The sequence below is a fragment of the Thalassococcus sp. genome (assembly GCF_982780845.1).
The window spans coordinates 63,741-82,739 of record NZ_CEYADA010000014.1; the positions used below are offsets into that span (position 1 = coordinate 63,741).

At 58.7% G+C, this 18,999-nt stretch carries 18 protein-coding genes; 6 read left to right on the forward strand and 12 right to left on the reverse strand.

Annotated features, from left to right (window positions below; translation table 11 throughout):
* Positions 1–25: 25 nt before the first annotated feature.
* A complete protein-coding gene (gene rtcR / locus AC4FIA_RS14760) occupies positions 26–1,588 on the reverse strand; it encodes an RNA repair transcriptional activator RtcR (RefSeq protein ID WP_490366485.1) in 1,563 nt (520 codons plus the stop codon).
* Positions 1,589–1,761: 173 nt separating this feature from the next.
* Between rtcR and AC4FIA_RS14765 the strand changes: the two genes are divergently transcribed.
* Positions 1,762–3,318 carry a vWA domain-containing protein gene (locus AC4FIA_RS14765; protein WP_490366486.1) on the forward strand — a complete coding sequence of 519 codons (1,557 nt, stop codon included), beginning with the start codon at positions 1,762–1,764 and terminating at the stop codon, positions 3,316–3,318.
* Between the two features lie 818 nt (positions 3,319–4,136).
* Complete coding sequence (locus tag AC4FIA_RS14770) at positions 4,137–5,552, forward strand: RtcB family protein (RefSeq protein ID WP_490366487.1); 1,416 nt, start codon at positions 4,137–4,139, stop codon at positions 5,550–5,552.
* Between the two features lie 57 nt (positions 5,553–5,609).
* Here the strand turns inward: AC4FIA_RS14770 and kce are convergent, their stop codons facing one another.
* The 11 genes from kce to AC4FIA_RS14825 all read right to left on the reverse strand — a co-directional run bounded on the left by kce (position 5,610) and on the right by AC4FIA_RS14825 (position 15,156).
* Positions 5,610–6,548 carry a 3,5-dioxohexanoate:acetyl-CoA acetone transferase gene (gene kce / locus AC4FIA_RS14775; RefSeq protein WP_490366488.1) on the reverse strand — a complete coding sequence of 313 codons (939 nt, stop codon included), beginning with the start codon at positions 6,546–6,548 and terminating at the stop codon, positions 5,610–5,612.
* A gap of 3 nt (positions 6,549–6,551) precedes the next feature.
* The gene (locus tag AC4FIA_RS14780) at positions 6,552–7,580 is read right to left on the reverse strand and encodes a branched-chain amino acid ABC transporter permease (protein WP_490366489.1); all 1,029 of its coding nucleotides are present in this window, start codon (positions 7,578–7,580) and stop codon (positions 6,552–6,554) included.
* Complete coding sequence (locus AC4FIA_RS14785; protein ID WP_488048725.1) at positions 7,577–8,440, reverse strand: branched-chain amino acid ABC transporter permease; 864 nt, start codon at positions 8,438–8,440, stop codon at positions 7,577–7,579. The genes AC4FIA_RS14780 and AC4FIA_RS14785 overlap by 4 nt, the downstream gene beginning before the upstream one ends.
* 1 nt (position 8,441) lies before the next feature.
* Positions 8,442–9,149, reverse strand: a complete 708-nt coding sequence (locus AC4FIA_RS14790; RefSeq protein ID WP_490366490.1) for an ABC transporter ATP-binding protein — start codon at positions 9,147–9,149, stop codon at positions 8,442–8,444.
* The gene (locus tag AC4FIA_RS14795) at positions 9,142–9,870 is read right to left on the reverse strand and encodes an ABC transporter ATP-binding protein (protein WP_490366491.1); all 729 of its coding nucleotides are present in this window, start codon (positions 9,868–9,870) and stop codon (positions 9,142–9,144) included. Before AC4FIA_RS14795 ends, AC4FIA_RS14790 begins: the two co-directional genes overlap by 8 nt.
* A 51-nt stretch (positions 9,871–9,921) precedes the next feature.
* Positions 9,922–11,205 (reverse strand): ABC transporter substrate-binding protein, encoded by a 1,284-nt coding sequence (locus tag AC4FIA_RS14800; protein WP_490366492.1) that lies wholly within the window; start codon positions 11,203–11,205, stop codon positions 9,922–9,924.
* Between the two features lie 40 nt (positions 11,206–11,245).
* Complete coding sequence (locus AC4FIA_RS14805) at positions 11,246–12,172, reverse strand: 3-hydroxyacyl-CoA dehydrogenase family protein (RefSeq protein ID WP_490366493.1); 927 nt, start codon at positions 12,170–12,172, stop codon at positions 11,246–11,248.
* 2 nt (positions 12,173–12,174) lie between these two features.
* Positions 12,175–12,969: an SDR family NAD(P)-dependent oxidoreductase gene (locus AC4FIA_RS14810; RefSeq protein WP_287474378.1), complete on the reverse strand. Its 795-nt coding sequence runs from the start codon at positions 12,967–12,969 to the stop codon at positions 12,175–12,177.
* Positions 12,970–12,972: 3 nt separating this feature from the next.
* Positions 12,973–13,317, reverse strand: coding sequence for a cupin domain-containing protein (locus tag AC4FIA_RS14815; RefSeq protein WP_490366494.1), 345 nt, complete (start codon positions 13,315–13,317; stop codon positions 12,973–12,975).
* 15 nt (positions 13,318–13,332) lie between these two features.
* Positions 13,333–14,256 carry an alpha/beta hydrolase gene (locus AC4FIA_RS14820; protein WP_490366495.1) on the reverse strand — a complete coding sequence of 308 codons (924 nt, stop codon included), beginning with the start codon at positions 14,254–14,256 and terminating at the stop codon, positions 13,333–13,335.
* Between the two features lie 63 nt (positions 14,257–14,319).
* Positions 14,320–15,156 carry a cyclase family protein gene (locus AC4FIA_RS14825; protein WP_490366496.1) on the reverse strand — a complete coding sequence of 279 codons (837 nt, stop codon included), beginning with the start codon at positions 15,154–15,156 and terminating at the stop codon, positions 14,320–14,322.
* A 216-nt stretch (positions 15,157–15,372) separates the two neighbouring features.
* On the opposite strand from AC4FIA_RS14825, the gene AC4FIA_RS14830 reads away from it, so the two are divergent.
* From AC4FIA_RS14830 to AC4FIA_RS14845, 4 genes are all read left to right on the forward strand, one after another.
* Positions 15,373–16,128 (forward strand): IclR family transcriptional regulator, encoded by a 756-nt coding sequence (locus tag AC4FIA_RS14830; protein ID WP_490366497.1) that lies wholly within the window; start codon positions 15,373–15,375, stop codon positions 16,126–16,128.
* A gap of 427 nt (positions 16,129–16,555) precedes the next feature.
* Positions 16,556–17,050 (forward strand): ATP-dependent zinc protease family protein, encoded by a 495-nt coding sequence (locus AC4FIA_RS14835; RefSeq protein WP_490366498.1) that lies wholly within the window; start codon positions 16,556–16,558, stop codon positions 17,048–17,050.
* On the forward strand, positions 17,047–17,952 hold the full coding sequence (rimK, locus tag AC4FIA_RS14840) for a 30S ribosomal protein S6--L-glutamate ligase (protein WP_287474387.1): 906 nt from the start codon (positions 17,047–17,049) through the stop codon (positions 17,950–17,952). Before AC4FIA_RS14835 ends, rimK begins: the two co-directional genes overlap by 4 nt.
* Positions 17,952–18,995, forward strand: coding sequence for a succinylglutamate desuccinylase/aspartoacylase family protein (locus AC4FIA_RS14845; protein ID WP_490366499.1), 1,044 nt, complete (start codon positions 17,952–17,954; stop codon positions 18,993–18,995). The genes rimK and AC4FIA_RS14845 overlap by 1 nt, the downstream gene beginning before the upstream one ends.
* Positions 18,996–18,999: the final 4 nt, after the last annotated feature.

The following is an 18,999-nucleotide window of genomic DNA, read 5'->3' on the forward strand; positions in this document are numbered from 1 at the left end:
GCTGAAGACCTGTGTTGAGTCATCGTTAAAACGCACCCCATTCCAATCCGAACTTGCTCAGGTATTTCCGCAGTCGGTCGGCATCGTTCTGGATTTTGCGTTTGCTGCGGGATACCGCGAATAAGGTTCTGCCCGCAGCGCTCAGGCTTGAGGATGTGCGGCAGACGCGGATCACTTCGGCCAGTTGAACAAGGTCGAAGGGGTCCACATCCGACACGCCGTCGCCCATCACGTCGGCGACCAGTTTGAAATCGTCGTTGGATTGGCTCGACGACCAGTCGCTTTGCAGCATGTCGATTTCGGATGTCACCATGGCACGGGTGATCCTGCCGCGCGGGGCGAGTGTGCAGAGCCTGCGGATTGATCCGGAAAAATCACGAAAGTTCCCGGGCCAGTGCGTGGCGGGGTCTTTGGCGAACGCAAGATACTGGCTGCGGGCGTCCGAGTTAAAGCCGACGTGCACACCCAAATTCCGTTCGCAACGGTCCAGTTCGTGCACCAGGTTTGCCTCGATATCCTCGGTGCGGCCGCGCAACGGGGGCAGGGTAAAGCTCCATGTGTTCAGCCGGGCGAGCAGGTCGGGGCGAAATTGACCCGCGGCGGCAAGACTGCGCAGATCACGGTTGGCACCGGCGATCAGGTGGAACCGGCTTGAGATTTCGTGATCGGACCCCAGCGGATAGAACCGCCCTGTTTCAATCGCGTGAAGCAGCACGGACTGCATGTTCGGGCTTAATTCGTCCACATCGTCAAGAAACAGGACGCCGCCGTCTGCCTCGCGCAGAAGACCGCTGCGTTCGGTGCCTGCCGTTCCAAGGTATGAACGGCGCTGTCCGAAAAGTGTGGCCATGGCATCGGGGCCGTTCAACGTTGCACAGTTCACATGAACCAGACGTCCCTTCAGGCGGCGGCGATCCAGTTTCAGGCTGTGAATGCGTTCCGCCAGTTCTGTCTTGCCTGTTCCGGTTTCACCAAGCAGCAGGATCGGTTCATCTGAATTGCTGGCGATCAGTTCGATCCGGTCGATGATATCGTTGTACTGCGCATTGCGCGTCTCGATCCCGCCTTTCAGTTGATCGCTGTATTCGCGCGACAGTTGGTCGAACCGTTGCTGCAATGCGTTATAGCGACTGAGGTCCAGATCGATGATGTCGAACTTGGGTGTGTCGTCATCCGGTCCGGGCGGACCTGTCTGGATCAGGCGCGCAGGGATGTGGCGGCTTTCGGTCAGCAGGAACCAGCAAATCTGCGCCACGTGCGTCCCTGTAGTCAGATGCACGTGATAGCGTTCGCGGTCCTCGTCAAAGCCGTAGGACCGCGCGAAGTCGAACAGTTTGCCGTAGACCTCTTGGAAGTCCCAAGGGTCGTTCAGATCAAGTTGCTGCAGCAGAACTTCGGTCTCGGGTGAGATTTCCTCGATCTCGCGCTGGATTTGTTTGGCCAGCCGCAAAAACCGCGAGTCATACAGCAATTCCAGCCGGTCGACGTGAAAATGGTCATGGCCGGTCAGGCTGGGCGTCGGCTTCCACCGCCGTTTCTTGCCCATATCGAGCTTGGTTCCGAGGAATCCGATGACCACGTTTCGCATGGCTTATCCAAAATTATAAATAAAGATAAATATGGATAGTAATTGCGGAAGATGAATTTCGCAAATGGCAATATTATTATTCAAAAAAAATAGCTTAAGTGAAAAATATTTTTTCGTTCTGGTTGTGCGGCGTGCATGTCAAAACATTCCCACAACCAATGAGGAACGAAGAAATGGCGAACAAATCCGTGTTTGCATCGATGAAAGGCCGGTTGCTGCCGAAAGCGACGTCTACGAATGCCCACGGGGCACCGGCCTACGCTTATTCCGATGCGCATGCGCTTGCGCAGGTCGCTGTTACCGGCACTTTCGGGGATATGTTCTATCAGACGCCGCAGGAAGAACTGGAATACGTTCTGGATGTGGCCGAGTCCGTCGAGCCGCGCTATCTGGCGCAAGCCGCGATCTACGCCCGCCAGTCGGGCTACATGAAGGACATGCCGGCTGTGCTGCTGGCGGTTCTGGCGCGGCGCGATCCGGTTCTGTTCCGTGCGGCCTTTGGTCGTGTGGTCGATAACGGCAAGATGCTGCGCACCTTTGTGCAGGTCGTCCGTTCCGGTCAGACGGGGCGTAAATCGCTGGGGTCTGCACCGAAGGCTATGGTGCGCAACTGGCTGAATACCGCCTCTGATCGGGCTTTGCTGTATGCCAATATCGGGAACGACCCGTCGTTGGCTGACGTGATCAAAATGGTGCACCCGAAACCGGCTACGGCCGAACGCGAGGCACTGTTTGCCTGGATCGTCGGGCGGCCGTGCGATGTGGCACGGCTGCCGCAGGCTCTGCAGGACTGGATGGCGTTCAAGGAAACGGGCAAAGGCCCGATGCCGGATGTGCCGTTCCAGATGCTGACGCAGCTGAACCTGTCTTCGGCCCAATGGGCGCGTCTTGCGCGTAACGGGTCGTGGCAGATGGTGCGCCAGAACCTGAACACGTTCCAGCGTCACGGCGTTTTCGGCGTGGCCAAGAATGTGGATCACGTTGCAAAGCTGCTGCGTAAACCGGGCGCGATCGTCAAAGCACGCGCGTTTCCGTACCAGCTGATGGTGGCGGCGCAAAACGTGAACGGGGATATGCCGCGCAAGATCGTGGACGCTCTGCACGATGCGATGGAAGTCGCCGTGAAGAACGTGCCGAAGATCGATGGTCAGGTCGTTGTGTGTCCGGACGTGTCCGGTTCGATGACTTGGGCTGTGACAGGCCATCGTCCGGGGGCGACGTCGGTTGTCCGCCACGTGGATGTGGCGGCGCTGGTGGCAGCGTCCTTCCAGCGCGTGAACCGCGGATGTCAGGTTCTGCCGTTCGACTTCGACGTACGTGATGTGCGTCTGGAGCCGCGCGACACGATCCTGACCAACGCCGAGCGTCTGGCCGCGATGGGTGGGGGTGGAACAAACTGCTCCGCGCCGCTGAAGTGGCTGAACGAACGGGGCCGCGCGCCGGATCTGGTGGTGTTCGTGTCCGATAACCAATCGTGGGTTGATGCCCGCGCCGGGGGTCGGGGAACGGCGATGTTGCAGGAATGGGAAACGATCAAACGTCGTAACCCGAAGGCCAAACTGGTTTGCATCGACATCGCGCCATTCGGAACGACGCAGGCGCAGACACGTGAAGACGTGCTGAACATCGGCGGCTTCTCGGATGCGGTCTTTGACCAGATCGCAGCCTTTGCCAAAGGTCAGACCAATCCGGACCACTGGGTTGGCGAGATCGAGAAGATCGACGTCTAAAACATAGGGTCAGGCGGAATGCCTGTGGGACTACTACTCATTTAAGCAATGCTGCTGTCTCACAATCAGACTTGTCCGCCTGACCCAACCGAAACGAAGGAAAAAGGAACGACTTTCGCGTTTAATGCGGGCATGGCGGGGGCACGATCAGAGGAACTTGGCGGTTCGACTCCGTCACTCTTGCGGGCGCTCTCTGGCATGGGCGGGACCTCGTACCGCCGTGTCTGTTTTAAACGCAAAAGTCTCGGCGAATGCCGGTGGAACTACAGAGCTGTTAACTCCCGTGTCGCGGGTTCGAATCCCGTCGTGGCCGCCATCTATGGCCACGTAGCTCAGTCTGGTAGAGCAGGACGTTTCACCAAACACTTGTCGTCGAGACGGAATTTTTCCGGGGGAATGCCCGTGGGAGTACATCGCTATGGAATGGTCGCCGAAAGGCCTCTCACGAAACACTTGTCCCCCGGACCCTGAACGTAACGAATAGAAAGGAATACCCCGGCGAATGCTGAAGGAACTACATGGCACACCAGGGATCGGTCGAGCGGGTTCAACTCCCCTCCTTGCCGGCGCCCAGACGGAAAACGCATCTGCCCATTCGGATGCGGGGCGGGCCTCCCAAACTGTTTCTTCCCACTTTGTCGCCGGGGCCAAGACCCAAAGGGGCGGATGCCCACAGACCTTCAGGTAGACGCCCCCGAAAGGGGAACATGGGGAACCGTGTTGTGCTGGTTCAAGTCCAGTCCGGAGTACTCCGGTGGCGGAAAATCGGTTTGTGACCGCCTTGTCGCCCCGACAGGGTAAATATGTGAGTGAAGATTATGACTGAAGATATGACATTTGATCCTGTGACTGGCGACCATCTGAAAGAGTGGGGGCATCGGCCAGGTAAACAATTTCCGGACCTGCTGACGCGGGCGAATGCCATGCGCGCCGAAGGCTTTGGTCTGGTGCGCATCCGGCAAGAGCTCGAGGGCGAAATCCCTCCGGTCGTGCCGACGATGGACCTGCACGCACATGGCGCTGTTGCGTTTCATGAAAACATCGACGTCACCCATCCGGACGAGGAAGACAACGTTCTGAAGGTCCGCGAAACGATGGCTGCGCTGATGCAAACGCCAACGATCGAAGCTGGTGCGATTATGCCCGATGCCTGTCCGGCAGGGCCGGTCGGGACCATTCCGGTCGGTGGTGTGGCCGCAGCGCGGAACGCGATCCATCCGGGAATGCATTCGGCGGATATCTGTTGTTCGGTTATGATCACCGATCTGGGTAATGCCGATCCGAAAGCGGTGCTGGATGCCGCGCAGTCGGTGACGCATTTCGGACCGGGCGGACGGCCGCAGGGACAACGGTTCACAACCTCGCTGAAGCTGCTGGATGCGTTCCGTGAAAACCCGTTTCTGAACAACCCCAAGTCCCTGCGGATGGCGCAGGAACATATGGGTACGCAAGGGGACGGGAACCACTTCCTGTTTGTCGGTCGGTCGCGGAAAACCGGACGGACGGCGATCGTGACCCACCACGGGTCGCGTGGGCCGGGTGCGGTTCTGTATAAGAACGGCATGGCTGTGGCTGAACGGTTCCGGAAGGAACTGTCACCAAAGACGCGCAAACAGAACGCGTGGATTCCGGCGGACACGCAGGAAGGCCGCGATTACTGGGACGCGCTGCAGCTGATCCGGAAGTGGACCAAGGCGAACCATAACGCGATCCATCAGGCGACGCTTGAAGCCGCGCGCGCAGGCGACGTTGGCGAGCGGTTCTGGAACGAACATAACTTCGTCTTCAAACGGGGTGATCTGTTCTACCACGGCAAGGGGGCGACCCCTGCTTGGGACGACTACGCGCAGGATGCCACAGGTCTGACCCTGATTCCGCTGAACATGTCCGAGCCGGTACTGGTTGTACGCGGCAAGGATGCGGATCACGGACTGGGCTTCAGCCCGCACGGCGCTGGGCGGAACTTCTCGCGGTCCGAACATAAGCGTCGGATGGGGTCCGTGACGCCCGAGCAGATGCTGAAGGCGGAAACTGAAGGTCTGGACGTCCGTTTCCATGCCGGTGGGGTTGATGCGTCGGAGCTGCCGTCCAGCTACAAAAGCGCGGACAACGTTGTGGCGCAGATCAAATCCTATGATCTGGCCGAGATCGAGGACTACATCGATCCGTACGGCTGCATCATGGCGGGGGATGTGCCTCCGTTCTGGAAAAACAAAAAGAAAGGCCGGCGGTGAGTGTCACCGGCGGCCTTCGCCATGTTTTGGCACATGCGCTAAGCGACTGACGCGTGATCAGAACGCCACCCTGTCGCCGCCCTTAAGATCCAGTATCTCGCGCGCTTCGTCGGGTGTGGCCACCTCACTGCCAAGGTCTTCGACAATACGCCGGATTTTGGCCACCTGTTGCGCGTTGCTTTCTGCCAGCTGTCCACGGGAAATGAACAGGCTGTCTTCCAGCCCGACGCGCACATTGCCACCCATCTGACTGGCCGTGGTCGCCAAGGACATCTGCGCGCCGCCAGCCCCCAGAACCGACCAGCGATAGTCATCCCCGAACAGACGGTCGGCGGTGCGTTTCATAAAGATCAGGTTGTCGACCTCGGGGCCGATGCCGCCAAGAATGCCGAAGATGAACTGGATAAAGATCGGCGCTTTGAACAGCCCGATATCCATACAGAATTTCAGGTTATACAGGTGCCCGACATCATAGCATTCGTGTTCGAACTTGATGTCGTGCGGGGCCAATGTGTCGGCGGCTTCCTTGATGTCGCGGAAGGTGTTGCGAAAGATGTTCTGGTCCGAGCCCGCGACATATTCCTTTTCCCAGTCGAACTTCCAATCGCCATCCTTGTATCGGTTCGCCAATGGATGGAACGAAAAGTTCATCGACCCCATGTTCATCGAACACATCTCGGGGCTGAAGGTTTTGGCAGGGGTGATCCGGTCCTGAATAGACAGGGTCAGGGACCCGCCGGTCGAGATGTTGACCACGGCATCTGTCGCTTGCTTGATACGCGGCAGGAAGGGCGCGAAATCGTCCGGATTGACCGAAGGCGCGCCGGTTTCGTTGTTGCGCGCATGCAGGTGCAGGATCGACGCACCGGCTTCGGCGGCATCAATCGCCTGCTGGGCGATGTCATCATAGGTGTAGGGCAGCGCATCCGACATTGTCGGTGTGTGGATGGCCCCTGTGATGGCGCAGGTGATGATGGTTTTCTTTTGACGTGCCATGGGTCAGGCTTCCTTGTCGTCTTTCGGGGCAATCACGCGATAGCCCAGCGGGAATAGTTGCAGATCAAAGCGGGTTCGAATGAGGCCCCAAATCCCTTTGGGGGCTTTCAGCATCACCACGATGGCGACGATGCCCAAAACGATCAGGTAGATCGTCCCGAGATCGGCCAGCGTTTCGCGCAGCGCGAAAAACACCAGCGTTCCGATGATCGGGCCTTCGATGGTTCCGATGCCACCGATCACCACGATAAAGATGACAAACGCGGTCCAGTCGTTAACACTGAACGCGGCATCAGGCGAGATGCGCAGCTTTTGCAGAAAGATCAGCGCGCCGATCATCGCGGTCAAAGCAGAGGTGACGACGTAGACCGTGAACTTCGTCCGCCAGATATCGATGCCAAGGCTTTTTGCGGCCAGTTCGTTGTCGCGTATCGCGGTCAGGGCCAGACCCTGGCGCGAGCGCAAGAAAAGGTAGACGCAGGTCACGACCAGCACGGCAGCGCCCAAAGCCAGCCAATAGCTCAGCGACTCGCGCATATCGCGTTTCGAGGCCAGCGATTTGACGATGGCCATGGGCAAAGATGATCCGGACCCACCGCCCAATGCCGAAACCTGTGCAAACCCCAGCCGGAAGACTTCGGCGATGACCCATGTCCCGATGGCAAAATAGGCCCCGCGAAGCCGGAAGATCAGGACCGCGACCGGCACGGACACCAGCGCACCCAGAACGCCTGCCAGCGCAATGGCCGCAAAGGGGTGCAGGCCACCGAACATGGTCAGAGCAAACAGCATATAGCCGCCGAACCCGACAAAGGCCTGCTGTCCAACCGAAACCAGTCCGGCGTAGCCCGCCATCAGGTTCCAGAGCGAGGCCAGCGCGAGGTACAGGAACAGCTCTGCCAACAGGCGCATTTCGGCGCGACCGGCCCACCACGGGGCCGAGATCAGCAGGATCACACACAATGCCCCCAGAATGGCTGCGACACGTGCAGCCTGCGAAGAGCGGGTGACGGAGTAGTTCTGCAAGCTCATGCTGCGATCCTCGGGAATAGGCCGTTCGGACGGATGGCAAGGATGATCAGGAAGGCCAGATGGCCCGCGAGTATCTGGAAACCGGGATCGATCTTGGCGCCCACAGTTTGCGCGATGCCAAGGATCACGCCGCCTGCCAAAGTGCCCCAGAGATTGCCAAGGCCCCCGATAATCACGGCTTCAAAGCCGAAAATCAGGCGTCCGCCGCCGATCGACGGGTCAAAGCTTGTCCGGATACCAAGAAGGATGCCTGCAATCGCCGTCACCCCCAGCGCAAGTGCCATGGCCAGTCCGAAAACATGGCGACGGTTCAGGCCCATCAGTTGGGCAATGTCCTGATTGTCCGACACGGCCCGGAAGGCGCGCCCAACGGCGGTGTGGTAGAACGTCCATTGCAGCGCCCAGATCACCACGACCGCGATGGCAAAGGTCAGAACCGGTAACACCCCGAGCGTCAGCCCGCCCATTGCGATGCTGGCCGTTTCCAACGCGCCTGCATCCATCTTTTGCGGATCGGCTGTGTAGACCTCTAGTAGACCGTTTTGCAGGATTACGCTCAGGCCGAAGGTGACCAGCAGGGGCGGCAGCAGGTCTTCGCCAAGGGTCTGGTTCAACAGCCCCCGTTGCAGCACGTAGCCGATCAACGCCATAGCAGGAACCACGATTGCCAAGGCCGCAAGCGGATGTAGCCCGACCGTCGCCGTGACAGTCAAACCCAGATAGGCCGCCATGACGATCAGGTCGCCATGCGCGATATTAACCAGCCGCATGACGCCGAAAATCAGGGACAATCCAGCTGCAAAAAGCGCATATAAACCGCCCAGCAAGGTGCCCTGTACGATTGCGTTCACCCAATCCATGTCATTCGATCCCGAAATATGCGCGGGAAATCTCCTCGCGCGAAACCTTGTCTGACGCGCCTTCCAGCGACACGCGGCCCTCTTGCAGGCAGTACACACGCGACGAAACTTTCAGCGCCTGAGCGATGTCCTGTTCAACGATGATCGCGCTCATGCCGCCGTTGATGATGCCCGGAAGGGCGGCGTAGATGTCCTTGATGACAATGGGTGCCAGCCCGAGACTGATTTCGTCGAACATGATCAGATCGGGGTTCGCCATCAGCGCACGGCCAATCGCGACCATCTGTTGCTGCCCGCCCGAAAGCGATGTCGAAGCCTGATCTTTGCGTTCTTCAAGGATCGGAAACAGCCGATAGACCGCATCCAGATCCCACGGGCCTTGCCGCCCGACCTGCGCACCGATCATCAGGTTTTCCTTGACCGACAGAGACGGGAAAAGCTGGCGCCCCTCGGGCACCATGGCCAGCCCCTGCATCGCCACTTCGTCGGCGCGCAGCTGGCTGATATCGTTGCCATGAAAATGGATCTGGCCCGGCCCGTTCGACAAAAGCCCTGTGACCGACCGCATCAGCGTGGTCTTGCCCGCGCCGTTGGCACCGATAATTGCCAGCACCTCGCCGGGTTCGATGTACATATCGACCCCGTAAAGCGCCTGAAAATCGCCGTAAAAGGCCTTAAGCCCCTGAATGTTCAGAATGGGCTCAGGCATCGGCTTCGATCCCGAGATAGATTTCTTTCACTTCGGGGCTCTCCATGATCTTTTGCGGTTCGCCCTCGGCGATCTTTTTGCCGAAATCGATCACGATCAGGCGGTCAACGACGGCCATGAGGGCGTGAACCACATGTTCGATCCAGATGATCGCAACGCCGCTTGCGTGGATATCCTTGATGGTTTGCACCAAAGATTTGCACTCGGCCTCGGTCAGGCCACCGGCGATTTCGTCCAGCAACAAAAGCTTGGGTTTGGCGCAAAGCGCGCGGGTCATTTCAAGCCGCTTGCGTTCCAGAAGGGTCAGGCTGCCTGCCAGCACATTGGCCTTTGGCAGAAGTTCGGTATGCTCCAGAACCTCGAGGCAAAACCGCTCTGCCTCGTGTCCGTGCAGACCCGCCGACTGGGTGGCCGCGATCATGGCATTTTCAAACACGGTCATGCCGGAAAACGGCTGGGGCACCTGAAATGATCGGGCGATACCGGCGTGGCTGCGTTTGGCCGCGCTCATGTTGGTGATGTCCTTGCCGTCAAAGTACACCCGCCCGCTGTCGGGGCCGGAGGTGCCCGTGATCAGATTGAACATCGAGGTTTTACCCGCGCCGTTCGGACCGATCACGCCCAGAGCTTCGCCTTGGGCGACCTCGTAACTTAGCGCATCGGCCACTGTCACAGCCCCGAAAGACTTGCACAGATGGTCCAGTCGTAAAATGGCGGTCATACCGTCCTCACTTGGAAAAAGGGGCGGCACCATGATGCCGCGCCTTTTCTTTTAGGCCAGAAATTTCAGGTCGCCGGTCAGCGGAATGTCCGAGGCAGCCGAGTTCGCGACGATTTTCAGGTCAAACGCATCGCCGTCTTTCTGCCATTGACCCGCAACCAGCGGCGTCTTGGTGACGTTGTTGATCGGCCCGTTGGCCCAGTTCACATTGCCAACAATCGTACCCAGATTGGTGCCCTGGATGGCGGCTACGATGGCTTCTGGATCTTCCAGATCGTCAGCGCGGCGCGCCACATCCGCGACCACTTCGAACAGGGCATGCTTAAAACCGATGGGCTGTGTCCACGGGCGGTTCGATGCGGCGGTATAGCCTTCGGCCAGATCCTTGGCCGAGCTACCGTCGAGCGAGGATGCAAAGGGATGGTTGGGCGACCACCAGACCTCGGAACTCAGGCCATCGCCCCGTTCGCCAAGCGATTCAATCACGGACGGGAACAGCAGCGCCTTGCCGATGGTCACGACCTTGGGGTTAAAGCCCTGTTGCGCGGCTTGCGACCAGAAGGTCGCGAAATCCGGCGGGATCATGTTGCCTGTTACGATCTCGCAACCCGCATCCTTGAACGCGGCAATGTAGTTCGAGAAATCATCAGAAAGCGGCTGGTAGCGGCCCGGATCGATCAGGTTATAGCCCTCTGCCGCCAGCGGTTTGGGCAGACCCAATTCCGGATGGCCCCAAGCGTTGCCGTCCGCGTCGTTCGGGAACAAACCGCCTACCGTCTTGGCGGCGCCGGACTGGCCCCACATGTCCAGAAACGCGCCGATGACGTCTTCGAGACCCCAGAAGAAGTGATAGGTCGATGCGAACCCTTCGCCGGGCACGCCGTTGCGGCCAAAGAAATAGGGCTGCCACGGACAGTCGGTGGTGATGCAGGGCACCTCGTTCACCTCGGCCTGATCGGACACAGGGTTGACCGTATCCGGTGTCGAGGCCGCGACGATGATATCGACCTCGTCGCCAAGGATCAGATCGGCGGCAACTTCGGCGGCGCGGTTCGGGTTGGACTGACTGTCCTTCGAGATGATCTCGATGTTCCAGCTTTTGCCGTTGTTCTCGATCCCGCTGGCAAAGGCCTTTTCGATGCCCGCCAGAACAAAGTCGTCCGCTTCGGCGAAACCGGCCAGCGGTCCGGTGCGCGGGCTGACATGGCCGACGCGGAGGGTGGGTGTCGCGGCATAGGCCCGTGTGGCCGTCAGGACCGCCGGACTGGCAAGAACTGCGCCTGCGCCCGTAAGAAACGCACGGCGGTTTGGAGCTATGGCTGTTTTCTTATTCATGGTTCTTCCTCCCTGTGCCGATCTTCCAACCGGCGGTTCGTTATTCCAAGATTTTTTCAAGTTTCTTCAGGTGGCTTGCGACGCGGGCGCGCACGGCGTCCGCCTCTGCCTCGGTCCACTTGCGGAACCCTTCGCCTGTCTTCATTCCCAACCGCTTCTCGGCAACAAGCTGCTGCAGATAGGGCGACGGGCCTTGGCGCGCCTCGATGTCGTGAAGCACGTTTTCGTGGATATCGAGCGTCAGATCGGTGCCGACCAGATCGGCATTTTCCAACGGGCCCAGCACGGCCAACCGGCGACCGAAGCTGGATTTGATCACGGTGTCCACGGCCTCGGCATCGCAAATGCCGTTTTCAACAAGGCTGATCGCTTCGCGCCACAGCGCATGCTGCAGCCGGTTGCCAATGAAACCGGGAACATCTTTTGCAACCATCACCGGCGTTTTTCCGGCCCCTTCCAGCAGGTCGAACATGGTCTGCGCAACGTCCGGATCGGTCCACTTGGTGCGGATGACCTCGACCAGCGGGATCATGTGGGGCGGGTTCCACCAATGGGTGCCAAGCGCGCGGTTTTGCAGGCGCAGACCCGACATGATTTCGGTGATCGGCATGACCGACGTGTTTGATGCCAGAATGCAGGTCTCGGACGCATGGGATTCGATCTCGGCAAAGATTTTCTGCTTCAACGCCATTTTCTCGGGCGCGGCTTCGAACACGACGGTTGCCGTTTTCACCGCATCGGCGGTGGTTTCGGCAATCGTGATCAGTTTCAGCGCTGTGGCAATCGATGCGGCATCGTCGCCCATCGCGGCCATGCTTTGTGCCATCCGGTCGGTGACCGTTTCACGCGCTTCGGGCACCGGATCGGTGATCGAAACGCGATGGCCTGCGCGGGCAAAGGTCAGGGCGATCCCGTGCCCCATAAGCCCTGCACCGATGACAGCGATATGATGTGTGGTGGTGTCCATTATCAGCCCGCCGTGTATCCGCCATCGGCATACAGAATGTGGCCGGTGTAGAAATCGGACGCCTTGGACGCGAGGAACAACAAGGGACCTGCCAGATCCTCGGGTTCGCCCAACCGGCCTTTCGGCACCCGGGCAAGAAAGCCGTTGCGCACTTTGGTGGCCTCTTCGGTATCCTCGAACATCCATGCCGTCAGCGGTGACCGGAACACGGTCGGGGCAATGGCGTTCACGGTCACACCGGACGCGCCCAGTTCACAGCCAAGCGCCTTGGTGATGCCGTCAGTGGCCGATTTCGACGCGCAGTAGGCGGTGTATCCGGCGGGGTGGCCCAAAAGGCCGCGCGCCGAGCTGACCAAGACGATCTTGCCATAGCCCTGCTGTTTCATTTGGGCCGCCGCTGCACGGGACAAAAGCCACGTCTGGGTGACGTTCGCATCCATGACAGATTCAAATGTTTCAGGCGTCATGTCGTTGATCAGCGCGACGCGGTTCATCCCCGAGGCGACGACAAGAATATCCAGTTTCCCGTAGGCTTCGACCGCCTGCGCCACAAGATCGTTGCAGATCGTCTCGTCCGTCGGGCGCGTGTTGATCGCAGTCACATCAGCGCCCATCGCGCGACATTCCTCGGCGATTTCGTCCAGCGCATCCTGATTTCCGGCCACCAGAACCAGCTTGCATCCGGCGCCAGCAAGAACGCGGGCCGCGACCATTCCGAAAGCGCCAGACGCGCCAGTGATCAGGGCGACGTTGTTTTTGACGTCGAACATGGACAGTGCATTTGTCATTGATTGCATGGGTCAGGCCTTTGGGGGGTAGGGGATGACCACGAGCATTTTGCACACGTGGTTCGATTTGTTTTCGATGCGGCGGATCATGTCGGGCGGAACGGTACAGCTGTCCATCGCGCGCAGAACGTCGGTTTTGCCGTCCCATTCGATGGTCATTTCGCCTTCGAGGACGACGTAAACCTTTTCAAACGGGGTCGAATCCGGACCTGCGCCGCCACCGGGTAGGAACTGGGAAAAGCCGACCCACTGGTTCGTCGGGCCACCTTCTTCGAAACCCTGAAGCCTTAGGCCCGACACGCCCCAGTGGTTCGGGGCCTCATAGGGCTCGGCGTCGTTGAAGCGCTTGATATGCATGGGAAAAGTCCTTTCTTAACCGCCCGCCATGCCGACAAAGTTCAGCATTTCGTGGACAAGCGATTCATCGGCAGTGCCGATGTGTTCGACGATTGAGATGTGGTTGTGACCCGCGACACCCACGACCAGCGGAAGACGACCGTTGCGGTCGGTCAGGCCGGTGATCAGTTTGCGGGTCTGATCGATGATCATGGCGGGCTCATGCTCGGCGTAGGCGACCATCACCGGAAGGGCGCGACCGTCCAGCGCGTTCACCACGGACTGCGCCGCGCGGTCGCCGTTGGGGCCATAGTACAAAGCGTCCCGCGCGGGATCGAGTTCGCGGCCCATAAGATCAACAGCAGGAGGAGAGATCAGGATCGAGCCGACAACGCCGTCAGCCGCGTTCTGGAATTCTTCGTGGAACGTATAGTCGGCCACATGCATCGATCCGGCGGAATTGCCCGACAGAACGATGTGTTCCGGATTGCCGCCAAGACCGGCGATGTTCGCTTTGATCCACTCCAGCGCCAGTGCAACGTCCTTGGCGCCCGAGGGCCACGTGCTTTCCGGTGCGAACCGATAATTCAGGGTCACCGTCACAACGCCATGACGCGCCAACCAGCGGCCGATATTGGCGGCACCGCCCTTGTCGCCGCGGACAAAACCACCGCCGTGCACAAAGACCATCACAGGAAGATTGGACGCGCCTTCAGGGGCATAGACATCAAGCTTTTGCCGTTCGTGATCGCCATAAGCCTGATCGGCTAAAACGTTCAGCCCGTCATTGCTGTCGGCTGCATGCAGGGGGCCGTACAGCTTCATGGTTCCACCGACCATTTCGCGCGACAGCTCGGACCCCAAGGCAGGCAATGCCTCGGCGATATCCGGCGTCAGCGCCACTTGGGCCGAGACCGGAGACGCGGCCAGAAATGCCAAAGAACACAGAAGTTTTTTCATGACATCCTCCCCATGTCTTGAAAGTCGCGGGCCGCCGTTGTCGGGCAGCCCGCATGGAAAGCCTTAGAAGCTTTCGCCAGCGTCGATGCGGAAGTTCTGGCTTTTGTCGATCATCGCAACCAGACGAACGATGCAGCCATCACCGCGATCCCAGTTCCACGGGAAGAACGCGAATGTGCAGCGTCTACCTGTGACCGCGTCCAGATCGCCGCCCACGTTTTCGATGCCCATGATGCCGTTCTTGAACAGGATGTTGTGGACCGGTTCCCAATCGGGGAAGTCGTCTTTCCAGTCGCGACCGCCGGACCATTCTTTGTACTCTTCCGCCAGATGCGGCAGCAGAGGGCCGTTGCGCTGCGGGCCGATTGCTGTGGCAAGCGGGTGGTCGTTGGCCTGCGTGTCGTGACCTACAACCTTCACGCCTTTTTCCACCATCCATTCGCCAGCAGAGGCCACAAAGCCCGGGCAATAGGCAAAGTAATCGCCGTCTTCGTACTGTTTGTGCCAGCCGGTGTTGATAATCAGAACATCGCCCTTGCGGATCGCGTGACCGCAGGCTTTTTCCAGATCCTCACCTGTGATCGGCTCCCACTTCTTTTTGGGCAGCGACACAACGATGCCGGTACCAAAGAAGTGCGGCAGCGGCACTTCGTCGATGAACGGTGTGCCCTGAACCACATGCGCGGGCGCGTCGATGTGCGTGGTCGCGTGCATTGTTGTGGTGATCCGCTGGCTGAGAACACCAGACTTGGCCATGTAGTGGATACGTTCGATCTTTGTATCTTCGAAATACGGCCAGTTGGGGTTCTGGAAACCAAAGCGGTGGCTCAGGTTGTAGAACTCCAGCCCCATGTCGTTGTCGGTGTTCCCTTGGAACTCGATGCCGCGAATTTCAACCATTTGGCACATCTCCTTTGTTCGCCGGAATCTCGGCGTTTTGTGTTTCAGATTGTCGGGGTGGCTCCTCCCACCTGTCCCGAGAAGTGATGCAGGCGCATCGTATCGCGGTCAAGAAAAAAGTTCACCATGCGGTTGACATGCATCGCATCGCGGTACATCAATGGTCGCAATGAAGGATGGCTTGAAGCCTGCAGTACCGGCGAAGGGTTTTTGCAAATGTCTGAAACAGAAGAAAAAAATGGAAAGTCCGGTATTCAGGTTATCTCTCGGGCCGCTGCTGTTTTGCGTGCGTTAAAGGACGAAAAGAATGGATTGAGCCTTGGGCAAATCGCACAGCGGGTCGGTTTGGCCCGTTCTACGGTACAAAGAATCACCAGCGCCCTGATGGACGAACATTTCGTCATCACCGCGCCGCAGGGCCGCGGGTTGATCCTTGGGCCGGAACTTAGCGCGCTGGCCAGTGCCGCGCAGTACAACATCGTCGAACATTGCGGCCTGCTGCTGAACGAACTGACCCATAAGACAGGCGAAACCACCGACCTTGCCGTCATGCGCGGCATCGGGATGGTGTTTCTGGATCAGGTGCCGGGAACACACCGGCTGACGACCGTGTCAAAGGTGGGCGAGGTGTTTCCCTTGACGACAACCGCGAATGGCAAAGCCTGTCTGGCGCAGCTTCCCGAAGATGAGGCCTGCAGGCTGATCAAAAACGAATGGACACGCAACGGCGTTGAAAAAGACATCTCGTCTTTACTGAAGGAGCTGGCCGAAGTCCGCGCAACGGGGCTTGCCTATGACCTTGATGAACATTCCTCAGGCGTGTCCGCGATCGGTTTCGCCTTCACAGATTGGGTCGGTGAATTGCATGCCATTTCCGTTCCTGTGCCGTCGTCCAGATTTGCCGGTCAACGCGCCAAGATCGAAAAGACCCTGTTGGAAACATCGTCCAACATTCACAGCACATTCCAGTAAGCGGCAGGGTGAAATGCCGTCCGGCTAACGGACAGGCGGGGATCGTGCCTTTTGACGGGCAGCGTGCGGTCTAGACCAGCAAATTTCGCCTGCATAGCAGGCTGCGCGTGCCGCAATTCAGTGGCCGCTTTAACCCCTGATAAAGGCAAAGGTTTTTCGCAAGAACCGCTCTTACGCGCCCTGTGATAACAAGGTCGGAACCAACCGCTGCCCTGCTTCGTTATTTCGTGGCAAGGAAACGGTTTCCCAAGATAAAATGGGCTATCGTTTTTTAGCCAGTAGACAAGAAAAAATTTGTGGCTAAAGGGGGGATTATGGGCCGTGAATCAATTCGCAAGTGACCGCGCGCCTTCTTTGACCACACAATGAAACACGCGGGGCACCGTCCCCTGGCGCAGCAAACCTTAATGATGCCAAGGCTGATCTGATGACATCATCTTCCCCTCCCAAATCCCCCCGAAAGGTCGCCGCGCCGGCGATCATCGGCTGGATGGAAATGGCTGATCTGCCATTGTTGGGCCTGCACCGGATCAAGGCCAAGATCGACACGGGCGCACGCACCACCGCGCTTCATGCGACGGACATCGAAGAATTTGTGAAAGAAGGCGAAACATGGGTGCGGTTCCGGACCCAGCTTGCCGATCACCGGCCCGAGCATGTGATCGAGGCACCGTACCATTCCGAGCGCGCGATCAAGAACACCAGCGGCATCCCCGAAGATCGCTATATCATCCGCACCAATCTGCAGCTTGGCAGCCGCAAGTGGATGATTGATCTATCCGTGACGGACCGCAGCAATATGACGTTTCCAATGATTATCGGTCGGGCCGCGCTCAAGAACCATAACATTGCCGTCCACACCCGAAAAACTTTCCAAATGACGGATGCTCCGGCCGAGCGCCGCAGAAAGGATTATCAATGAAAATCGCGATGCTTGCCCGCAATGCCAAACTGTATTCCCACCAGCGCCTGAAAGAAGCCGCCGAGCAACGCGGTCATCAACTGGACATCATCGACACGCTGAGATGCTATATGAACATCGCGTCGCGGCGTCCCGAGATCTATTACAACGGTGAAAAGCTGACAGGCTACGACGCGGTTATTCCGCGGATCGGTGCATCAATCACGTTCTACGGCACCGCGGTCCTGCGCCAATTCGAAATGATGGGCGTCTATCCCCTGAACGAAAGCGTTGCGATTGGCCGGTCGCGGGACAAGCTGCGTTCAATGCAGTTGATGGCGCGCGACGGGATCGGCCTGCCTGTCACGACCTTTGCCCATGATGCGAAACAAACCGAAGAGGTCCTGAAGCTGGCAGGCGAAGCGCCGTTGGTGATCAAGCTTCTGGAAGGCACGCAAGGTCTGGGTGTTGTTCTGGCCGATACCAATCGGTCGGCCAAATCCGTGTTCGAGGCATTCCGCGCAACCAACACCAACATCCTGATTCAAGAGTTCATCAAGGAAGCGGGCGGCACCGACATCCGCGCCATCGTTATCGGTGGCAAGGTGATCGCCGCGATGAAGCGCACCGGTGCCGAAGGTGAATTCCGTTCGAACCTGCACCGTGGCGGGTCCGCTCAGGTCGTTAAGCTATCCGCTGAAGAACGCGCGACCGCTGTTCGCGCAGCAAAGTCCATGGGTCTGAATGCCTGCGGTGTGGATATGCTGCGCGCCAACCACGGGCCAGTGATCATGGAGGTGAACTCCTCTCCGGGTCTGGAAGGCGTTGAAAAGGCGACCGGATTGGATATCGCTGGCAAGATGATCGAGTTTCTTGAAAAGAATGCCGCCAAGGGATCTACCCGTACACGAGGCAAGGGCTGATGGCGAAACGGCCCGCGTTCGAGATTGGCGGAAAAACCATTGAAGCGGGCACCCGTCAGACGGTCGATATCCCAGTCAGTGTTTTATCAGATCACACGCCTATTTCGATGTCGGTGCATGTGGTGCACGGCAAAAAGCCCGGGCCGGTCATGTTCGTCAGTGGCGGCATCCACGGTGACGAGGTCATCGGGATTGAAATCATCCGCCGCGTGTTGGCTTCGAAATCCATGAAGAATTTGGCTGGCACGTTGTTGGCCGTGCCGATCGTCAACACCTACGGTTTGATCAACCATTCACGGTATCTGCCGGACAGGCGCGATTTGAACCGTGTGTTTCCGGGCAGCAACGAAGGTTCGCTTGCGGCACGTTTGGCGCATATGTTTCTGAAGGAAATCGTGAAGCGGTCCGAAATCGGGATCGACCTGCATTCGGCCGCGGTGCACCGCACGAACTATCCTCAGGTGCGTATTTCGCCCGAAGATCCGGACATGGAAGCGCTGGCGCATGTTTTCGGCGCGCCGGTCATCATCAAATCGCCTTTGCGCGACGGATCGCTGCGCGGTGAGGCCAAGAAAATCGGCAAGCCCATCCTGCTTTATGAGGCGGGCGAGGGGCTCCGGTTTGACGAATTCTCGATCCGTGCAGGTGTGGCCGGTGTTCTTAGGGTCATGAACCACAAAGGCATGGTTTCAAAGCGCGGCGTGTCGGCGCCCAAGGCGGCACCGCAACTTTGCCTGTCCAGCAAATGGGTCCGTGCGCCGATGGGTGGTCTTCTGCGGATTTTCAAAAGCGACGGCGCTTTGGTGCGCACCGGTGAACTGCTTGCGGCGGTGTCCGACCCCTTCGGTGAAAAAGAGCAGGAAATCGTTGCACCGTTTTCCGGCATTATTGTTGGCCGCGCCGTCATGCCGATCGTCAACGAAGGCGATGCGGTGTTTCACATCGGACGCGTCAAATCCGTGGCCAAGGCCGAAAACGCGGTCGAAGATCTTGTCAGCCAGTTGGAAGACGATCCGATGTTCGACGAGGATGAAATCATCTGACGCC

Excerpts from the sequence above, each read along its gene's own strand:
- rtcR (WP_490366485.1), bottom strand. The coding sequence starts at position 1,588 with ATGCGAAACGTGGTCATCGGATTCCTCGGAACCAAGCTCGATATGGGC.
- AC4FIA_RS14765 (WP_490366486.1), top strand. The coding sequence starts at position 1,762 with ATGGCGAACAAATCCGTGTTTGCATCGATGAAAGGCCGGTTGCTGCCG.
- AC4FIA_RS14770 (WP_490366487.1), top strand. The coding sequence starts at position 4,137 with ATGACTGAAGATATGACATTTGATCCTGTGACTGGCGACCATCTGAAA.
- kce (WP_490366488.1), bottom strand. The coding sequence starts at position 6,548 with ATGGCACGTCAAAAGAAAACCATCATCACCTGCGCCATCACAGGGGCC.
- AC4FIA_RS14780 (WP_490366489.1), bottom strand. The coding sequence starts at position 7,580 with ATGAGCTTGCAGAACTACTCCGTCACCCGCTCTTCGCAGGCTGCACGT.
- AC4FIA_RS14785 (WP_488048725.1), bottom strand. The coding sequence starts at position 8,440 with ATGGATTGGGTGAACGCAATCGTACAGGGCACCTTGCTGGGCGGTTTA.
- AC4FIA_RS14790 (WP_490366490.1), bottom strand. The coding sequence starts at position 9,149 with ATGCCTGAGCCCATTCTGAACATTCAGGGGCTTAAGGCCTTTTACGGC.
- AC4FIA_RS14795 (WP_490366491.1), bottom strand. The coding sequence starts at position 9,870 with ATGACCGCCATTTTACGACTGGACCATCTGTGCAAGTCTTTCGGGGCT.
- AC4FIA_RS14800 (WP_490366492.1), bottom strand. The coding sequence starts at position 11,205 with ATGAATAAGAAAACAGCCATAGCTCCAAACCGCCGTGCGTTTCTTACG.
- AC4FIA_RS14805 (WP_490366493.1), bottom strand. The coding sequence starts at position 12,172 with ATGGACACCACCACACATCATATCGCTGTCATCGGTGCAGGGCTTATG.
- AC4FIA_RS14810 (WP_287474378.1), bottom strand. The coding sequence starts at position 12,969 with ATGCAATCAATGACAAATGCACTGTCCATGTTCGACGTCAAAAACAAC.
- AC4FIA_RS14815 (WP_490366494.1), bottom strand. The coding sequence starts at position 13,317 with ATGCATATCAAGCGCTTCAACGACGCCGAGCCCTATGAGGCCCCGAAC.
- AC4FIA_RS14820 (WP_490366495.1), bottom strand. The coding sequence starts at position 14,256 with ATGAAAAAACTTCTGTGTTCTTTGGCATTTCTGGCCGCGTCTCCGGTC.
- AC4FIA_RS14825 (WP_490366496.1), bottom strand. The coding sequence starts at position 15,156 with ATGGTTGAAATTCGCGGCATCGAGTTCCAAGGGAACACCGACAACGAC.
- AC4FIA_RS14830 (WP_490366497.1), top strand. The coding sequence starts at position 15,373 with ATGTCTGAAACAGAAGAAAAAAATGGAAAGTCCGGTATTCAGGTTATC.
- AC4FIA_RS14835 (WP_490366498.1), top strand. The coding sequence starts at position 16,556 with ATGACATCATCTTCCCCTCCCAAATCCCCCCGAAAGGTCGCCGCGCCG.
- rimK (WP_287474387.1), top strand. The coding sequence starts at position 17,047 with ATGAAAATCGCGATGCTTGCCCGCAATGCCAAACTGTATTCCCACCAG.
- AC4FIA_RS14845 (WP_490366499.1), top strand. The coding sequence starts at position 17,952 with ATGGCGAAACGGCCCGCGTTCGAGATTGGCGGAAAAACCATTGAAGCG.